General features: G+C 63.9%; 18 protein-coding genes and 1 pseudogene. 4 read left to right on the forward strand and 15 right to left on the reverse strand.

Annotation, left to right across the window (positions count from 1 at the left end; genetic code table 11):
- Nucleotides 1-142: 142 nt before the first annotated feature.
- The 3 genes from AB2M62_RS11880 to AB2M62_RS11890 are packed head-to-tail and all read right to left on the reverse strand — an operon-like array spanning nt 143 to nt 1,139.
- Nucleotides 143-577: a GNAT family acetyltransferase gene (locus AB2M62_RS11880; protein WP_404333975.1), complete on the reverse strand. Its 435-nt coding sequence runs from the start codon at nt 575-577 to the stop codon at nt 143-145.
- Entirely contained in the window at nt 547-672 is a 126-nt protein-coding gene (locus AB2M62_RS11885; protein WP_404333976.1) for a hypothetical protein, read from the reverse strand. Before AB2M62_RS11885 ends, AB2M62_RS11880 begins: the two co-directional genes overlap by 31 nt.
- A gap of 2 nt (nt 673-674) precedes the next feature.
- Nucleotides 675-1,139, reverse strand: coding sequence for a hypothetical protein (locus tag AB2M62_RS11890; protein WP_404333977.1), 465 nt, complete (start codon nt 1,137-1,139; stop codon nt 675-677).
- A 303-nt stretch (nt 1,140-1,442) separates the two neighbouring features.
- Here AB2M62_RS11890 and AB2M62_RS11895 point away from each other — a divergent pair, with 303 nt between their 5' ends.
- Nucleotides 1,443-1,805, forward strand: a complete 363-nt coding sequence (locus AB2M62_RS11895) for a helix-turn-helix transcriptional regulator (protein WP_404333979.1) — start codon at nt 1,443-1,445, stop codon at nt 1,803-1,805.
- Between the two features lie 221 nt (nt 1,806-2,026).
- On the opposite strand, the gene AB2M62_RS11900 is transcribed toward AB2M62_RS11895, so the two are convergent.
- Nucleotides 2,027-2,917, reverse strand: coding sequence for a LysR family transcriptional regulator (locus tag AB2M62_RS11900; protein WP_404333981.1), 891 nt, complete (start codon nt 2,915-2,917; stop codon nt 2,027-2,029).
- A gap of 123 nt (nt 2,918-3,040) precedes the next feature.
- On the opposite strand from AB2M62_RS11900, the gene AB2M62_RS11905 reads away from it, so the two are divergent.
- Together AB2M62_RS11905 and AB2M62_RS11910 are read left to right on the forward strand one after the other, a co-directional pair.
- Nucleotides 3,041-3,904, forward strand: coding sequence for an SDR family oxidoreductase (locus AB2M62_RS11905; protein ID WP_404333982.1), 864 nt, complete (start codon nt 3,041-3,043; stop codon nt 3,902-3,904).
- Between the two features lie 35 nt (nt 3,905-3,939).
- The gene (locus tag AB2M62_RS11910; protein WP_404333984.1) at nt 3,940-4,413 is read left to right on the forward strand and encodes an SRPBCC family protein; all 474 of its coding nucleotides are present in this window, start codon (nt 3,940-3,942) and stop codon (nt 4,411-4,413) included.
- A gap of 54 nt (nt 4,414-4,467) precedes the next feature.
- On the opposite strand, the gene AB2M62_RS11915 is transcribed toward AB2M62_RS11910, so the two are convergent.
- On the reverse strand, nt 4,468-5,019 hold the full coding sequence (locus AB2M62_RS11915) for a TetR/AcrR family transcriptional regulator (RefSeq protein WP_404333986.1): 552 nt from the start codon (nt 5,017-5,019) through the stop codon (nt 4,468-4,470).
- Between the two features lie 86 nt (nt 5,020-5,105).
- Here AB2M62_RS11915 and AB2M62_RS11920 point away from each other — a divergent pair, with 86 nt between their 5' ends.
- Entirely contained in the window at nt 5,106-5,849 is a 744-nt protein-coding gene (locus AB2M62_RS11920) for an SDR family NAD(P)-dependent oxidoreductase (protein WP_404333987.1), read from the forward strand.
- 402 nt (nt 5,850-6,251) lie between these two features.
- On the opposite strand, the gene guaA is transcribed toward AB2M62_RS11920, so the two are convergent.
- The 10 genes and pseudogenes from guaA to rpsM form a co-directional block, all read right to left on the reverse strand.
- Nucleotides 6,252-7,811, reverse strand: coding sequence for a glutamine-hydrolyzing GMP synthase (gene guaA, locus AB2M62_RS11925; RefSeq protein WP_404333989.1), 1,560 nt, complete (start codon nt 7,809-7,811; stop codon nt 6,252-6,254).
- Nucleotides 7,812-7,891: 80 nt separating this feature from the next.
- Nucleotides 7,892-8,065, reverse strand: a complete 174-nt coding sequence (locus AB2M62_RS11930; protein ID WP_404333990.1) for a hypothetical protein — start codon at nt 8,063-8,065, stop codon at nt 7,892-7,894.
- A 100-nt stretch (nt 8,066-8,165) separates the two neighbouring features.
- Nucleotides 8,166-9,692, reverse strand: coding sequence for a M48 family metalloprotease (locus AB2M62_RS11935; protein WP_404333991.1), 1,527 nt, complete (start codon nt 9,690-9,692; stop codon nt 8,166-8,168).
- Nucleotides 9,689-10,435, reverse strand: a complete 747-nt coding sequence (locus tag AB2M62_RS11940) for a hypothetical protein (protein ID WP_404333993.1) — start codon at nt 10,433-10,435, stop codon at nt 9,689-9,691. Before AB2M62_RS11940 ends, AB2M62_RS11935 begins: the two co-directional genes overlap by 4 nt.
- 157 nt (nt 10,436-10,592) lie before the next feature.
- A pseudogene (locus AB2M62_RS11945) lies at nt 10,593-12,748 on the reverse strand (prolyl oligopeptidase family protein).
- A 687-nt stretch (nt 12,749-13,435) separates the two neighbouring features.
- The gene (gene rplQ / locus AB2M62_RS11950) at nt 13,436-13,858 is read right to left on the reverse strand and encodes a 50S ribosomal protein L17 (RefSeq protein WP_404333994.1); all 423 of its coding nucleotides are present in this window, start codon (nt 13,856-13,858) and stop codon (nt 13,436-13,438) included.
- 128 nt (nt 13,859-13,986) lie between these two features.
- Nucleotides 13,987-14,334: a hypothetical protein gene (locus AB2M62_RS11955; RefSeq protein ID WP_404333995.1), complete on the reverse strand. Its 348-nt coding sequence runs from the start codon at nt 14,332-14,334 to the stop codon at nt 13,987-13,989.
- A gap of 242 nt (nt 14,335-14,576) precedes the next feature.
- Nucleotides 14,577-15,644 carry a DNA-directed RNA polymerase subunit alpha gene (locus tag AB2M62_RS11960; RefSeq protein WP_404333997.1) on the reverse strand — a complete coding sequence of 356 codons (1,068 nt, stop codon included), beginning with the start codon at nt 15,642-15,644 and terminating at the stop codon, nt 14,577-14,579.
- 99 nt (nt 15,645-15,743) lie between these two features.
- Complete coding sequence (gene rpsK / locus AB2M62_RS11965; RefSeq protein ID WP_404333999.1) at nt 15,744-16,133, reverse strand: 30S ribosomal protein S11; 390 nt, start codon at nt 16,131-16,133, stop codon at nt 15,744-15,746.
- 91 nt (nt 16,134-16,224) lie between these two features.
- Nucleotides 16,225-16,593, reverse strand: coding sequence for a 30S ribosomal protein S13 (rpsM, locus tag AB2M62_RS11970; RefSeq protein ID WP_404334001.1), 369 nt, complete (start codon nt 16,591-16,593; stop codon nt 16,225-16,227).
- Nucleotides 16,594-16,776: the final 183 nt, after the last annotated feature.

Here is a 16,776-nt window from a genome sequence, read left to right on the forward strand (position 1 = left end):
GTCGGACGCCCCTGCGTTGCGACATGGTCAATAAAAACAACGCCTTACCGATTGGCGCGTCCGCACGGACCCCGTTTCGGTGTCAACTTCGTCAAGCGAAGTTCGCGCAGACCGCGCCCGCAACTGTGACTTTTGCGACCTTTCAGCCCAGAAATCGCCCGAGCACGACGACCTTCTGCCGCTCCAATCCCAGCGCCTCATAAAAGCCCAGCGCCGCGGCATTGTCCTCGCGCACCATCAGCTGGATCTTGGGGCACCCCCGGGCGCGCAGCCAGTCCTCGGCGGCGGCCATCAGTGCCCGGCCCACCCCGCCGCGCTGCCGCTGTGGCGAGACAGCGAGATAATAGACCCACCCGCGATGGCCGTCGAAACCCGCCATCACGCTGCCCTCGATGCCCGCCTTGCCGCGCGTCACCAGCACGGTCGAGGTCGCGCCCGAAACCGCCAGCTCGAAATCGCGGTCGGGATCGTTCCATGGCCGGGTCAGCCCGCAGGCGCGCCACAAAGCGACTACGGCCTCGCGGTCGCCTGCCCGCGCCTCCTCGATCACCGCGCGATGCAGGTGATGCCTGCCCATAAGTGCGTGACCTTGCCGGTGGGTGCGCGCGAGTCGAGCAGCCCGGAAAAGTCGCCGCCGGTGAATTCGATGCCGATCGTCGACTGGTCCAGCACCGTTACCGGCCCGGCCGCGTCCAGTTGCCGGCGCGTCGATCCGATGCCGATCCCTTCGGCGCTGCGATAGGTACCGCCTTCGAGCGTCCAGCCGGCAAAGCTGCCCTCCTGGAAGCTGAGGCTGAGCCCGCCGGGATAGCGGCATAGTCCATGGGTCCGGCGCCGCAGTCGGTCGTGGTGCCCTTGGCCTCGGGCTCGCCGAGCTCGGCGGCCACTGCCTCGCGCGACAGGCCGAAGCTCACCTGATGCGCCTGGCCGCCCACCGGCGTCACGGTGAGCCCGTCGGGCGCGATCTCTACGACGGGCGCGCTCGGGCCAGCGATATTCGCTTCAGCCGGCGGCGCGGGGACGACGATTTCGTCCGATAGATTGGCGCTGTGGTTCTCCGCGGCCTCGGGCGGCGCAGGGGCACAGGCCGAGGCCAGCGCCAGCAGCGCGAGCGCGCCGAACGACGCGGCCCGCGTCACTTCCACTCCATTATTCAGGCACTTGTAACACATTGATTTTGAATACGAAAAAATATTTTCACCGTGATCTGCCGGTAGGCACGCCGTCAAAACCTTAGGCTCCTGATTTTATAGGGGAATTTCGGCCTATCTTCGGGAACCACCTTTCGAGGACATTCGATACGGCTGCCAGCCAATGAGTCGTAGGTTACGCGCCAGAACTTAGGGCGTCAGCCCCGAAAATACCGCCGGTCGACCGCATCGCCGGTGTGAGTTCGTCCGGCCCGCGATCTTGCCCGCTCTCCACAACCATGGAGAGCAAGCATGACGAAGAACCCAACGCGCGTCCGTATTCTCATGACGCCCAGCAGAGGTCACGATGATGATGAGCGACCGCAGGCCTACGCTGGTCCAGCCACGGTGCTGACGGGTCTGCCACGGATGATCAGACGGCATGAGCTTCGGTTGATCGTGCCCTTGGCTGACAGCACGATCTTCGAGATGGAGAAACGGGGTGAGTTCCCTCCCCGCTTCAACCTCTCGCCCCGCTGCGTTGTCTGGGACCTGGCGGAGGTCGAGGCATGGCTTGATCAGCGTCGCTCTGCATATTTCGCGGGCGAAGCGGACGTCGCCTACACCGTCGATGTGCGTCATCGTAAATGGCGCCCGGTGAAGCCGAAGGACTGATTTGATCCGAGACCCCGTCGTCGTGATCGGCGGCGGGGCACGTCGACAACCGACCGTTTTCGACCAAAGCCGGTCGCTCGCTTCATCCCCGATAACGTCTGATTTCGATGAAAGCTGACGATCGCGCAGGTCAAATGGATGATCAGGAAGCCGAGCATACCTGAGCGAGAGGCACGGCGACGATCACTTCTCGAGGGTGTCGAAATGTCGATTGCGCTGGCTCATCCGCCGACATAGGCGGCCAGTTCATCGGGTGTTCCGAAAGGGAACGCCAGTTTGAGATGATCGAGAAAGGCGGCGACGCGTGCGCTCAGGAGCCTGCGCGTCGGATAGAGCGTCCATAGCGTGATGTCGGGCGCATCCACGTCGCCCCAGCACACCAGGTTGCCGTTCGCCAGATCGTGGCTGACGAGCGATATGGGCAAGCGCCCAGCACCGACTCCCGCCCTTACCGCATCGCGCACCATGATAAGGGACGAAAGCCCCAGCACCGGATCGACCGGGATGATCGTAACGCCACCCGCGGTCCTCACCTGCCACGGCTGACGATCGCCGGTGGCCCGTACAACGGCCGGGGCGCGCTCGCTTTCCTCGGGACGCGCAAGTGTGGGGCTCGCAACCACGACCAGCCGGTCGCGCAGGAAGATGCGTCCGACGAGGCTCTCGTCCGGCTCGGGATTGACCCGGATAACGAGGTCGAACCCTTCCTCGATCATGTCCACTGCGCGGTCCTCCGTCGTGACCTCCAGCCGCACCGCCGGATGCCGGAGCGCAAAGTCCGCTGCCAGCCGACCCATCGCGGTCTGCGCGAACAGCAACGGCGCGCTGATCCGCAGCCGGCCTTTGGGCGCCTGTCCGCCAGACGCGATCGCCGCGGCGCTCTCCTCCAGCTCCATCAACAACAGTCCGGTGCGCTCGAACAGCGCGCGTCCCTCTTCCGTCAGCTTGAGCATTCGCGCGCCGCGCTCGAACAGCCGAAGATCCAGTGCGGCCTCCAGCTCCGACACCCGACGCGATAGCGTCGCCTTGGGGCGGTTCGCGGCTCGAGCGGCACGGCCAAAACCACCGTGACGGGCGACGAGCGTGAAATCGGCAAGCGCAAGTAGGTCCATATCGTTCCACCAGTGAGACGCTGGGTTCAGATATAGCGCCTATTCGTGACTCTGTGGATCACTCATTTTGCAATCAGCCAAACGGCTTCAACCGCAAACGCCTTCAATCAAGGAGTGACCCCCATGACCATCCTCGTTACCGGTGCCACCGGCAATGTCGGCCGCAATGTCGTCGATCAACTCGTGCAGCGCGGCGCCGACGTGCGGGCTCTTGTCCGCGACGCCGCCAAAGCCACCCTGCCGGCTGGTGTCGAAATCGTTCAGGGCGATCTGCTCGACGTCGATGCGCTGCGCGCTGCCTTCTCCGGCGTATCCACGCTGTTCCTGCTCAATGGGGTGGTGCCCGACGAGTTCACCCAGGCGCTGCTGACGCTGGGTGTCGCGCGGGAGGCCGGCGTTCGCCGGGTCGTCTACCTGTCCGTGATCCACAGCGACGTCTATGTGAACGTGCCGCACTTCGCCGGCAAATTCGGTGTCGAGCGGATGATCGAGGCGATGGGCTTCGAAGCGACCGTGCTGCGCCCGGCCTATTTCATGGACAACGAAGTCACGATCAAGGACGCGATCACCGGTTACGGCATCTACCCGATGCCGATCGGCGACAAGGGCCTCGCGATGATCGACGCGCGCGATATCGGCGAGATCGCCGCCATCGAGTTGCTCCGCCGCAAGCGGGCCGAGGGACCACTGCCGTTCGAGCGGATTAACCTGGTCGGTCCGGACACGTTGACCGGCGTGGACGCGGCCGCGATCTGGAGCGACGTGCTCGGCCGTCCGGTCGGCTATCCCGGTGCGGACGTTGCCGCGTTCGAGCAGAACCTGCGCCAGTTCATGCCCAGCTGGATGGCTTTCGACATGCGGCTGATGGGCGAGCGCTTCGTGAGCGACGGCATGGTGCCGGATGCCGGCGATGTCGAGCGCCTGGTCACGCTGCTGGGTCGGCCCCTGCGCACCTATCGCGATTTCGTGGCCGGCATAGCTGGCTGAACCACCCACCGACCCCCATTCTCAGGAGACGACCCATGATCTACTCGACCGCCACCGTGCCCGTGAACCCCGCAGGCGAAACCCCGCTGACCCGCGAACAGGTGTGGAAGGGGCTGGAGCGCAAGGCGCGCGACGCCCGCCTTTTCCTGCCGCCCGGCCTGTGCACCCGCTGCGACGTGGCCGAGGAAAGCGCGACCCACTTCGTGCGAGAGGCGACGATCGCCGGCCAGGATCTGCGCGAGATCATCGTGCTGGAGACGGCCCGGAAAGTGACCTTCTTCCAAGCCACCGGCCCGCGCGAGGGCGCGATCGTCAACGAACTTTTCGAGGATGAGGCCGGCGCGCTGCACCTACGCTTCTACTGCTATCTCGGTCTGCGTGATAAAGCGCCGGGTGGTCCGGAAGAGCAGGCAGAGCAGGCGCAGTTCGATAGCGAGCAAGGTTACAAAGCTGCGCTGCTGTCCACTCTCAAGCGGACGCGCGAGTTGCTTGCGGACGGCGCGCTCTGACGACCTGCATTCGCGGCGGAACCGTCCTATGGGGCGGTTCCGCCGCCGGTTTCATCACCGCACGCGCATGCCATAGAGAAGCAAATCCACCAAATGCGCAACGCGAGACACCGGCGCAGCGTCCTTCTCGGCCGCGATCGCTATCGCGCTAACCACACAGATGATGTCGTCGAAGCTGACATCGTCACGAACGATCCCGGCTTCCTGAGCGAGCCCAAGCAGCCGCTGCCCTTCCGCAGTAATTGCATTGCATCCAGCCGTACCGTGCTGGATCACTGTCCCCAGCGACGCGGCAAGGCTCTGATAGACGCTGGTGTTCTCGGCAAGCTCTTCCAAGAACTGGCGTAGCGCGTCGCCGGGGTCAGCATCCGCATCCCGTGCCTGGCTCAACGCCGCGACGGACATAAACCGCTCGTCGCTGGTGGCTGCCAAGAGCGCCTCGCGCGTCGGAAAACGACGATAGAGCGTGCCGATCCCGACCTTCGCCCGTTTGGCCACCTCGTCCAGCGAAACGCCGGCACCTCGCTCAAGGAACAGTTCTTCTGCGGCGACGAGAATGCGCTGGCGGTTCCGTTCCGCGTCGGCCCGCAGGCCTGCTTCAATCAAGTTTTTGCCTCCCATATCTTGCCAAGTGGAGGTTGCCTCCATATTGCAAGTGGAGCAATCCTCCACTTGCATGAAGGTCTGATGTGATGACGAAGCGGTTCGAAGGCAAGATCGTGGTGATTACTGGTGGCAGCGATGGCATCGGATTGGCCTCCGCGCAGCGCTTCGCGCAAGAAGGCGCCCAGATATATATCACCGCGCGGCGGCAGGCCTTGCTCGATCGGGCGATCGATCAGATCGGTCACGGTGCGGTGGGAGTGCGAGGCGACGTTACGAATCTTGCCGATCTTGCAAGCCTCTACCAACGCGTCGAGCGTGACCACGGCAAGGTCGATGTAGTGTTCGCCAATGCCGGCACGCACCAGCCCGTCCCGCTCGAGGCAATTGACGAAGCGCATTTCGATGCGACCTTCGGCCTCAATGTGAAAGCCTTGGTGTTCACCGTGCAGAAGGCACTTCCGCTGATGACGGAGGGGGCCGTGATCGTCCTCAACGGCTCTATCGCGGGCTCCAAGGCGTATCCGGACCAGTCGCTCTACAATGCAAGCAAAGCAGCGGTTCGTTCCCTTGCCCGCAGCTGGACCAACGATCTCAAGGACCGTGGCATCCGCGTGAACGTCGTTTCGCCCGGCGCCACCGAAACACCGTTGCTTCGAAACCACTTCGACGCGAATCCGGGCGCTGAAGAAGCGGTCGTCAACGGGGTACCGCTTGGGCGTCTGGCTCGCCTGGAAGATGTCGCGCGTGCCGTACTCTTCCTCGCGTCGAGCGATAGCAGCTTCGTCGCGGGACATGAGCTCTTCGTGGATGGCGGTGTCGCGGCAGTCTGATCCTGCAAACAGCTCGGCGTTGTGGGCCTATATGACCGAGGGTCCGTCGGACGAGCTTACCTGAAAGCTGCATTGCCGCAACCGACCGACGCTTTGTCACTTGCGATACTGGTCAGGCAACCGCCGAAAGTCGTCTCCTGACAACAACCGCCGTTTGACCCATCGCACTGGAATGGCAGGAATGTCCCACAAGCCGACCACCAGTGGCGCGACCGAAGCATGCATACCGTCAGACAAACTGTGGATCGGGTCGGCTACCCGCCGTTTGCCAAATTTTTTATCGCGCGAAATCAATGGAGTGCACTGACCGCCGCGCGCTCGTTTATGATGCAACGAAGCCGGTATCAAAAGGCCGAATAGAGCTGCAAATTCAACGCTGGACTACGCCAAACTACGCTCCGGTCACTCCCACTCGATCGTGCCCGGCGGCTTCGAGGTATAATCGTAGGTCACCCGGTTGATCCCGCGCACTTCGTTGACGATCCGCGTCGCCACTCGCGCCAGGAAGTCGCCCGGGAATTGGAACGCCACCGCGGTCATCCCGTCGGTCGAGGTCACCGCGCGCAGCGCCAGCACGTAATCATACGTGCGATGGTCGCCCATCACGCCCACGGTGCGGACGGGGAGCAGCACCGCGAACGCCTGCCAGATCGCATCGTAGAGCCCGGCGTTGCGGATCTCCTCGAGATAGATCGCATCGGCCTTGCGCAGGATGTCGCAGCGTTCCTTGGAAACTTCGCCAGGGATGCGGATCGCCAGGCCGGGGCCCGGGAACGGATGCCGGCCGACGAACACTTCGGGCAGGCCAAGCTCGCGGCCGAGTTCGCGGACCTCGTCCTTGAACAGCTCGCGCAGCGGCTCGACCAGCTGCATGTTCATCCGCTCGGGAAGGCCGCCGACATTGTGATGGCTCTTGATCGTCACCGACGGCCCGCCGGTAAAGCTCACGCTCTCGATCACGTCCGGGTAAAGTGTACCCTGGGCAAGGAAGTCCGCCCCGCCGATCTTCCGCGCTTCTTCCTCGAACACGTCGATAAAGGTCTTGCCGATGAACTTGCGCTTGGCCTCGGGGTCGGTGAGCCCGGCAAGGCCGCTCAGGAACAGCGTCTCGGCGTTCACATGGACGAGCGGGATATTGTAATGGCCGCGGAACAGGCTGACGACCTGGTCGGCCTCGCCCGAGCGCATCAGGCCGTGGTCGACGAACACGCAGGTCAGCTGCTCGCCGATCGCCTCGTGGATCAGCACTGCCGCGACGGCCGAATCGACCCCGCCCGAAAGCCCGCAGATCACCTTGCCCTTGCCGACCTGGGCGCGGATCTCGGCGATCTTGGCCTGGCGGAACTCCGCCATCGTCCAGTCGCCCTTGAGCCCGCAGACATGGCGGACGAAATTGGCAAGCAGCCGGCCGCCATCGGGGGTGTGGACCACCTCGGGGTGGAACTGCATTGCATAATAGCGGCGTTCGTCATTGGCGATCACCGCGAACGGCGCGCCTGCGCTCGAGGCGACGACGCGGAAGCCCGGCGCCAGGTCGGTCACCTTGTCGCCATGGCTCATCCACACCTGGTGCTTTTCGCCGGGCTTCCACAGCCCGTCGAACAGCTCGCATTCCTCGGCGATGTCGATGAAGGCGAGCCCGAATTCCCCGCTTTCGCCGAGCGAGACGTTGCCGCCGAGCTGCTGCATCATCGTCTGCTGGCCATAGCAGATGCCCATCACCGGCAGCCCCGAATCCCAAATCACCTGCGGCACGCGCGGGCTGTCCTGATCGAGCACCGAGGCCGGCGAGCCCGAGAGGATGATCCCCTTGGGCTGCATCCGGGCAAAGGCCTCCGCGGCGGCGGTGAAAGGGGCGATCTCGCTATAGACCCCCGCCTCGCGCACCCGGCGCGCGATCAGCTGGGTTACCTGGCTGCCGAAATCGACAATGAGGATGGAGTCGGTGTGCTCTAGCGTCATGGCTGGCCGATAAGGAGCCAGCCAAGCGCTGTAAAGCGGGGTATGCAGCGCAGGCGCGAGAGCGGCGCCTTCGCGATCTCCTAGAGCGTAGCGGTGGCGATCAGGGCGTGGACGTCGGCGATCGTCCGGTCGAAATAGTGCAGCCGCGGCGCGTCGAAGCTGACCATGTAGAGCTTGCCCTCGACAATCGCCGCGCTCGCCTCGCCCTTGCGCGTGATCTGGTCCTCGTCGGTAAATTCGTAAGTGAAGATCACCCCATCCTGGCCGAGGAACCTGGCCGGCGCAGTGGACGTGAGCTAGAACGCGCCGATATTCTTGTAGGTCCGATAAGTGCCCTCCAGCAGCTCCGGCACTTCAACGAGCAAGGTCGCCTTGCGGAATTTGGGCAGCGGATCCTTCTTCTTGTGCCGCTCCTTCACCAGTGGCTTGCCGGGAACGATCCCGCCATAAAAGGTCAGATCGTTGAGCTGCTCGCCGTCCAGCGTCCAGCGCTCGGTATTCTTGCCAATATTGCCGCTCAGCCGGTTCCAGTCGCGCGGCGGCGTGACGGTGAGTTTCGAATCGGCGATGGTGACCGCTGCGCCCTTCTGACGCAGCTTGTGTGCGCTCGCTACCGGTGCCTCGGCGATCACCGAAAGCAGGGCCAGCAGCGCCACCAAGACTTTGCCAATCTTCATTGCAAATTCCCCCCGGGATCATCAGCCTGATCATCTTTGCATCGGATGCTTCAGGGCTCAGTTGCAGATAGCGTTGGAGCTCGGCCTGGCCTTCACTGGGTCGGCCGCTCTTGATCAGCGCGAGGCCCAGCCCGCGATGCGCCGCGGGCAGGCCGTCGTCGAGGCCGGTGGCATTGCCATAGAATTGGACGGCATTGGCAAAGTCGCGCTGGGTGCCCCGTGTGCGGTACAGCTCGGCGCGCGCCAACCAGAGGTCGGCGGTCCAGCCGTCGCTGGCCAGGTTCTGAATCAGATAGTCGCTCGCGCCGAAATCGTTGAGCTTGATCTGATCCTCGAGCAGCAGCGGCAGCCACGGCGCCAGCGCGGCGCGATAGCGCGCGGCGCCATTGTCACGGCTTGCGCCTTCGGCATCGGCCAGTTCGGCCAGATAGCCAGCCCGCTCGCCCTCCGGCGGGTGCGACGCGGTGAAGGCTATGCTATTGAAGTTGGGCTTGCGGAGCCCTCGCGCGGCGGCGGATGCCTGGAGCTCCGCCATGACGTTCTGCCATACCATGGCCGCGGCTTGTGGCGGCAGGCTGCTCTGGTTCAGATAGCCCAGTCCGAGCCGGTCCGCTTCGCGTTCCTGGTCGCGATTATAGCGGAACAAGCTCCCGTAGACCGAAACTTCCAGGTTTCGATACATGCGATAGCCATTATAGCTCGGCGCGATGCTCGCCAGCAGCCCGGTCCACGCCAGCAGATCCGTGCCGCGGCGCCCGGCCTTGAACTTGGCGAGCGAATGGCGCCGCTCGAAATGGCCGAACTCATGGCCCAGAACTGCCGCCAACTCTGCTTCGTTGCGGACGCGCAGCAGCAGACCGCTGAACACCCGCATCGTGCCGTTGGGCGACATAGTGGCGTTGAAGGTGGGCTCGCGGAGCACATAGATGCGGACCGAACCGCAGCGATCCGCGCCCACGGCCGCGCAGAGCACGGACTTGATATAGCCCGTCAGCGTCTCGTCGCGGATGACGAGCGGCGATGCGGCGAGCGCGCGCTCGCTCTCGTCGTCCTCCCGCCACAAGCCGATCTCATCGACGCCCTGCGGCTGATAGACCCCGGCATAGGGCGGAAGCACTGCGGCCTTCTGCGCCGCTGCGGGCCTCGCGCCCGCCACGGCCAGCCCGGCGGCAAATAGCCAGCGCGTTTTGCGGCGGCGGATCATTTTGCCGGCTTGATGTCGCTGCCGGGAAAATCATCGAGCAGCTGGCGGACGCGCTTCTCGGAGCCGTCCTCCTCCCTAACATCGCCACCCATCGCGCCATCGGCGTTGAGCCAGAGCAGGTCGCCGGTCTTGAGATCGACCAGCCCCGCATAGCCGGCATGCTCGCCCGACTTCACGGCGATGCCGGGGCCCAGCAACGCGAGCACCTGGAGGATCTTGCGGCCGGTGGAGCCATAGGCATCGCGATTGTAGAGGAACAACGCATAGTCGGCGTCCTGCGCACCTGGAAGCGTGGCGACGCCGGCGCCCAGCGACCAGTCGAACACATCATTCTTGTTGTCGCGCTTCTTGGTGGGCAGCCGATTGCCGACGAAGAACTGATATTCGATCACGGCCTGCGAGACCGCGGCGAACAGCGCCATATGCTCCTGCAGCCGCTGCGCATCCTCGCCATAGGCTTCGGGCGCTAGGACGACGGTGTTGCCGAGCCGGCTCTGCAGCCGCTCGAGCGAGACCTGAAGATTCCTCGAAGCCTTTTCGGTCCAATCGCCGTTCGGCTCGAACATGCCGCCCGTCGATTGCGCCCCCACGCTGACTGACGGCCGGAAAACCAGAATGCGTTTGCCGCTATTGGCCGGGAGCTCGAAACCCTGCTTCAGCGCCGAGCGTTCCTGCGCCGCGACCGGCGCCACCGCAAGCACGACCGATCCGATTGCAAAGGCAATCGCCCGTAAAATCCCCATCTGGAAGCCCCCCTCTGCAGCGTTCGATGGACGCCAGCAGAGAGGGGAAGTTACGTATCGATCGTCCAACATCGCAACGGATATTTCGCGAATCCTATAGACAAACTGCTCCAAAATGGTTGGATCGTATGAACGACCCAAGCATAATCCGCCGCGGTTACTTCGCCTCGACTTCCAGCCCGGTCCACTTGCCGGCGAATGCATAGAGATCGGCGGCTTCCTCGATCACTTTGTCCGTAGGCTTGCCCGAACCATGTCCGGCGCGCGTTTCGATGCGCGCCAAATGGGGCTTGTCTCCGATATCGGCGGCCTGGAGCGCCGCGGTGTATTTGAAGGTGTGGCCCGGGACGACGCGATCGTCGGTATCCGCGGTGCTCGCCAGAATCGCCGGATAGGCCACGCCCGACTTGATGTTGTGATAGGGCGAATAGGCATAGAGCGTGCGGAAATCGGCCTCCTTCGACGGATAGCCATAATCGTCGACCCAATAGCGACCGGCGGTCCAGCGATCGAAGCGCAACATGTCCATCACGCCCACCGCCGGCAGTGCCGCGGCGAACAGGTCGGGACGCTGGTTGACCACCGCGCCGACGAGCAGGCCGCCGTTCGAGCCACCCTGGATCGCGAGCTGATCCTTGCCGGTGATCCCTTCCTTGATGAGATATTCGCCCGCCGCGATGAAATCGTCGAACACGTTCTGCTTGTTGGCGAGCCGGCCGCCATCGTGCCACGCCTTGCCATATTCGCCGCCGCCGCGAATATTGGCGAGGGCGAAGACGCCGCCCTGCTCCATCCAGGCCAGCCGCGCCGCCGAAAAGGCCGGAGTGTAGGAGATGTTGAACCCGCCATAGCCCCAGAGCAGCGTGGGCGCCGGGCCGGTCGAGCCCTTCTTGCGGACGACGAACATCGGCACCCGGGTGCCGTCCTTCGAAGCATAGAAGCGCTGCTCGACATCGAACTGGCTGGGATCGAACGCCACCTTGGGCTGGGCCCGATCGCCGCCTGGCCGGTCTTCACATCGTAGCGGAAGATCGTCGTCGGATAATTGAAGCTGGTGAAGGCGAAGAAGGTCTCGGGATCCCCGACCTCGCCGCCAAAGCCGCTCGCGGTGCCGATGCCCGGCAGTGCGACCTTGCCATCCGCCTTGCCCTCGAGCGTGTAGCGGCGGACCTCGGTCTTGGCGTCGACCAGATAGGAAAGGATCAGTCGATCGCCGACGATCGAGGCGCCGGCCAGCGTCTCTTTCTGCTCGGGGACGATTTCCTTCACGGCCAGCTTGGGATCGGCGAGGTCGATCGAGACGATGCGATCGCGCGGCGCGGCGGCATTGGTCGAGAAGTAGAACAGGGTGCCGCGATTGCCGATCACGCTCCAGTCATTCTCGAGCTTGCCGATGATCTCGCGCGGCTGCCATTTCGGATCGGTGAGGTCGATGATGTGCACGAGGTTCTTGTTGTCGGTGCCTTCGGTGGTGCCGATCACGAGATAGCGGCCGTCGTCGGAAATCCCGGCATAATGGCTGAGCTTGGGGCTCGCCGGGGTCTCATAGACCAGCCGGTCGGCCGATTGCGGCGTACCCAGCTTGTGGAAGTAGATCTTGTGGTTCTCGTTGAGCGCCTGGAACTTGGCGTCCGCGGGCGGCTCGGGATAGCGCGAATAGAAGAAGCCGCTGCCGTCCTTGGCCCAGGACAGGCCCATGGTGAACTTCGCCCAGCTCACTTCGTCGCCCGTTTCCTTGCCGGTGGCGGTATCGATCACCTTGATCGTACGCCAATCGGTGCCGCCATCCTGGATCGAATAAGCGAGCAGCTTGCCGTCTTCCGAAGGCAGCCATTCGGCGAGCGCGGTGGCGCCGTCCTTCGACCAGCCATTGGGATCGATCAGCAGCCGCCCCTGCCCTTCCAGGCTGTCGCGGACGAACAGCACCGCCTGGTTCTGCAGCCCTGAATTATGCGCGTAGAAATAATGGGCACCCTTCTTCACCGGCACGCCGAACCGCTCATAATCGAACAGCGTCTTGATCCGCTTGGCGAACCAGTCGCGCCCGGGAAGCGTCGCGAGATAGGCATCGGTGACCTGATTCTCGGCGGCGACCCAGGCGGCGACTTCCTTGTCATTGCGCACGTCGTTCTCGAGCCAGCGATAGGGGTCCGCGACCTTCACGCCGAACTGCTCGTCGACGACGTCGACGCGGCGGGTCTGCGGATAAGCGGGCTTGGACATGGCAGTGCTTTCTGGCTGGGGCTTGGTCTGGGCTTGGGCAAAGGCGGGAGAGACGAAGAGAAGCGGCAGGGACAGCAAGGCTCGGCGCATCAGGGACCCTTTTGAAAGGAGGCGATGGCCGTTGCTATCGGCGGCGTGGCAGGATCGCCACTGTTAATCGGTGGATCTGCCGAACGCTGGACATGCGGCTTGGATGCCGGAAAGTCTCAAAGGTCACAGTTGCGGGGCGCTGGCCGGTACGCGGTCGGTTGACGAAGTTGACACGAAACGGCGGTTTTCGCGGAGGCTCAAGCCACCAAATTATTGATTTTGTTAGAGCGCGATTGGACGGTCCGACGCCGGCGCGCCATCGAAGCGCCCGTTGCGCCACGGTGCGACGACACCGAGGCGACACGAACGCGCCACGAACGCCACAGCAGCGCGCCCTGGAAGCACCCGTCAAGCGACGCCCAAGCTGGGTCCGACAATGTCAAAGAGCGGCGATCCGGTCGCCAAACCGAGATAGTGCGGCAGCGGCGATGTTCAATGTTTGTTCCTTACCCTTCCGTGGCGGGGAGGAGAGGACCATGCGCAGCATGGTGGAGGGGTCTGCCCCCAGGGGATCCCTTGCGGCTTACCCCCTCCACCACGCCCTGCGGGCGCGGTCCCCCTCCCCGTTCCGGGGAGGATCTGATTCACGCCCAGTCTAGCCGGTCGCGCCGCACAACGAAAAAGAGCGGCTGCACCGAGGTGCAACCGCCCTTTTCTCCATGGCCGGAGGAACTCTGGCCGCCCGGATCAGGCTGCTTCGTCGAAGTCCTCGTCGCCGAGCACCGGACCCGAATCCTGGCCCTTGGCCGAGACGTCGCGATCGACGAACTCGATGATCGCGATCGGCGAGGCGTCCGACGCGCGGATGCCGGCCTTGATCACGCGGGTGTAGCCGCCGTTGCGATCGGCGTAGCGCGCCGCCAGCACGTCGAACAGCTTGACCAGCTGCGCTTCGTCGAGAAGGCGAGCATGCGCCAGACGACGGTTGGACAGGCCACCCTTCTTGGCGAGGGTGATCAGCTTCTCGACGTAAGGACGCAGTTCCTTCGCCTTGGCGGTGGTGGTGGTGATCTGCTCGTGCTTGATCAGCGCTGCCGCCATGTTGCGGAACAGGGCAATGCGATGAGCCGAGGTACGCTGCAGCTTACGGCCGCCTACGCGATGACGCATGGTAATCTTCCTTCGTTCGTCTGGGGGCCGTTTCAGGTACCCCAAGCCAGGCAGCGATAGGGCCGCTGCCCAAAACCCGTGTCACGATTGCGTGAAGTCGCGCCTAAGAGCGGAAATTGATCGATTCGTCAAGCACGGGCTCGTCCGGACCGCCGCGCAAACGACAGCCAGGTCATCGCCATGCCGCCAACGAACATCACCAGGAAAACCGCGATGCCGACGATCATCGCTGCGAGCGTCGCCACGAACCCCCAGGGATTGGTTGACCAGGCAGTGAAGACTTCCGGCGTGGACGCGACCGCCACTTGGCCGGTTCGAAGTGCGCCGATGGCTTTCCACGTCCAAAAGGCCGAACCGGCGCCACCCGCCAGCAAGCAAAATACCGAAACCAAGAGACTACCCCGCGGCCTACCGAGCGCTCGCTCGCGCCGCGCCTCGTGCCGGCTGGACCATTGGATCACCGTGAACAGGAACACGAAATATCCTGTTCGCCAAGCGATCCATGCCTTGGTGATTTCGAGGCCGTTCGCGAGGCGATATAGCGTCTCCAGCAGAACGCCGACGACAATCAGTATCAGCAGAGGGCGTAACCGGCGCACATCAGAAGAATAAGGCGCATCGCCTGGAGAGCAAGCCGCTCCGCTCGGGACGCCCCAAAAGAAAAGGGCTCCACGTCGCCGAGGAGCCCTTCGCCTTGTTTCTTCGCAAGAATCCTGGGTTACCCCATGATCTCCTGCTCGAGCTTCTTGGCCATCTCTTCGATGTTCTCGGGCGGCCAGCCGGGGATTTCCATACCCAGGCGGAGACCCATGCTCGAAAGGACTTCCTTGATCTCGTTGAGCGACTTGCGGCCGAAGTTCGGCGTGCGCAGCATCTCGGCTTCGGTCTTCTGAACCAGATCGCCGATATAGATGATGTTGTCGTTCTTGAGGCAGTTAGCCGAGCGGACCGACAGTTCGAGCTCGTCGACCTTCTTGAGCAGGTAGCGATTGATCTGCGCGGTATCGCCTGCGGCCTCGGGGGCAGCAGCCGACACACCACCGGCAGCAGCCGGGGCAGCGCGGGTCATCGCGCTGTCGTCGAAGTGGACGAACAGTGCGAGCTGGTCCTGCAGGATGCGCGCGGCATAGGCCAGGCCATCCTCGGGCGTGATCGTGCCGTCGGTCTCGACCGTCAGCGTGAGCTTGTCGTAATCGAGGTCCTGGCCGACGCGGGTCGGATCGACCTTGTACGACACCTGCCGGACCGGCGAGTAGAGCGCGTCGACCGGGATCAGGCCGATCGGCGCATCCGCCGGACGGTTGGCCTGGGCGGGGACATAGCCCTTACCGGTGTCGGCAGTCAGCTCCATGTTGAGCGTCGCGCCGTCATCGAGGTGGCAGATCACCAGATCGGGGTTCATCACTTCGATGTCGCCCGTGACGGCGATGTCGCCAGCCTTCACCTCAGCCGGGCCGGTGGCCGAGAGCTGGAGGCGCTTGGGGCCTTCGCCCTGCATGCGGATCGCGATCTGCTTCACGTTCAGGACGATGTCCGTCACGTCTTCGCGAACGCCGGCCAGCGAGCTGAACTCGTGGAGAACGTTCTCGATCTTGATCGAAGTGACTGCGGCGCCCTGGAGCGACGAGAGCAGCACGCGGCGCAGCGCGTTGCCGAGCGTAAGGCCGAAGCCGCGCTCGAGCGGTTCGGCGACGAACGTCGACTTGCGCTTGGGATCGCCACCGGGCTTCTTCTCGAGGCCGTTGGGCTTCTTGAGTTCCTGCCAGTTCTTAGCGTTGACCGACACGGGCTTTCCTCATGTTGGGCGGAGATTGAGGCTTCCCCGCCAGGTAACTACTGCCAGGCCGCAGACCCGCCTCAGGGTCCACGGCGCCAGCAGGACAGATCAGACGCGACGGCGCTTCGACGGGCGAACGCCGTTGTGCGGGATCGGAGTCACGTCGCGGATGGACGTGATCTGAAAGCCGACCGCCTGAAGCGCGCGCAGCGCCGATTCACGACCCGAACCCGGGCCCTTCACTTCGACTTCGAGGGTACGGACGCCGTGCTCGGCGGCCTTCTTGCCCGCGTCTTCCGCAGCGACCTGTGCCGCATACGGAGTCGACTTGCGCGAGCCCTTGAAGCCCATCATGCCGGCGGACGACCACGAAATGGCGTTGCCCTGGGCATCGGTGATGGTGATCATCGTGTTGTTGAAGCTGGCGTTCACATGGGCGACGCCGGCGGTGATGTTCTTGCGCTCGCGACGGCGAATACGCTGCGGTTCACGTGCCATTGGATGATATCCTGACCTTGAATTCCTGATGCGGAGCGTGGCGGGCGATCAGCCTCACGCCGCGCTCCGGCGGAGAAGTAAGCGGCGGGCGTTACTTCTTCTTGCCTGCGATCGGCTTGGCCTTGCCCTTGCGGGTGCGCGCATTGGTATGCGTGCGCTGGCCGCGGACCGGCAGGCCCTTGCGATGACGCAGGCCGCGATAGCAGGCCAGGTCCATCAGGCGCTTGATGTTCATCGCGGTCTGGCGACGGAGGTCACCTTCCACGGTGTAGCCGGCGTCGATCGCTTCGCGGATCTGCAGCACTTCCTGGTCCGACAGGTCCTGCACGCGACGCTCGGGCGCGATGCCGAGCTTTTCGGTGAGTTCCTTGGCCTTGGTCTGGCCGATGCCGTGAATATACTGCAGCGCGATAACGACGCGCTTGTTGGTCGGGATGTTTACACCCGCAATACGTGCCATGGAATTTATTCTCCCAGCTCCACGGAGTGCCGCATGGCAGCCTGCACTCCATCTCGTAGCGTTGCTCCGAAAATACAGCGCCGCGACGAGCGCAAAGGAGCGCCGCCGGGGCAACCGGTGTTTCGGAAGATGCGCGACATATGCACCCGCCGCGATGCTGTCAAGCACTACGGGTGGCTTTCG

It is taken from the genome of Sphingomonas sp. MMS12-HWE2-04, assembly GCF_044881185.1.
Taxonomy (GTDB): domain Bacteria; phylum Pseudomonadota; class Alphaproteobacteria; order Sphingomonadales; family Sphingomonadaceae; genus Sphingomonas.

What these genes read in the sequence shown, in the direction of transcription:
- AB2M62_RS11910 (WP_404333984.1), top strand. Translation starts at nt 3,940, where the DNA reads ATGATCTACTCGACCGCCACCGTGCCCGTGAACCCCGCAGGCGAAACC.
- rpsM (WP_404334001.1), bottom strand. Translation starts at nt 16,593, where the DNA reads ATGGCACGTATTGCGGGTGTAAACATCCCGACCAACAAGCGCGTCGTT.
- rplQ (WP_404333994.1), bottom strand. Translation starts at nt 13,858, where the DNA reads ATGCGTCATCGCGTAGGCGGCCGTAAGCTGCAGCGTACCTCGGCTCAT.
- AB2M62_RS11935 (WP_404333991.1), bottom strand. Translation starts at nt 9,692, where the DNA reads ATGATCCGCCGCCGCAAAACGCGCTGGCTATTTGCCGCCGGGCTGGCC.
- rpsK (WP_404333999.1), bottom strand. Translation starts at nt 16,133, where the DNA reads ATGGCACGTGAACCGCAGCGTATTCGCCGTCGCGAGCGCAAGAACATC.
- AB2M62_RS11920 (WP_404333987.1), top strand. Translation starts at nt 5,106, where the DNA reads ATGACGAAGCGGTTCGAAGGCAAGATCGTGGTGATTACTGGTGGCAGC.
- AB2M62_RS11900 (WP_404333981.1), bottom strand. Translation starts at nt 2,917, where the DNA reads ATGGACCTACTTGCGCTTGCCGATTTCACGCTCGTCGCCCGTCACGGT.
- AB2M62_RS11880 (WP_404333975.1), bottom strand. Translation starts at nt 577, where the DNA reads ATGGGCAGGCATCACCTGCATCGCGCGGTGATCGAGGAGGCGCGGGCA.
- AB2M62_RS11905 (WP_404333982.1), top strand. Translation starts at nt 3,041, where the DNA reads ATGACCATCCTCGTTACCGGTGCCACCGGCAATGTCGGCCGCAATGTC.
- AB2M62_RS11895 (WP_404333979.1), top strand. Translation starts at nt 1,443, where the DNA reads ATGACGAAGAACCCAACGCGCGTCCGTATTCTCATGACGCCCAGCAGA.
- AB2M62_RS11940 (WP_404333993.1), bottom strand. Translation starts at nt 10,435, where the DNA reads ATGGGGATTTTACGGGCGATTGCCTTTGCAATCGGATCGGTCGTGCTT.
- guaA (WP_404333989.1), bottom strand. Translation starts at nt 7,811, where the DNA reads ATGACGCTAGAGCACACCGACTCCATCCTCATTGTCGATTTCGGCAGC.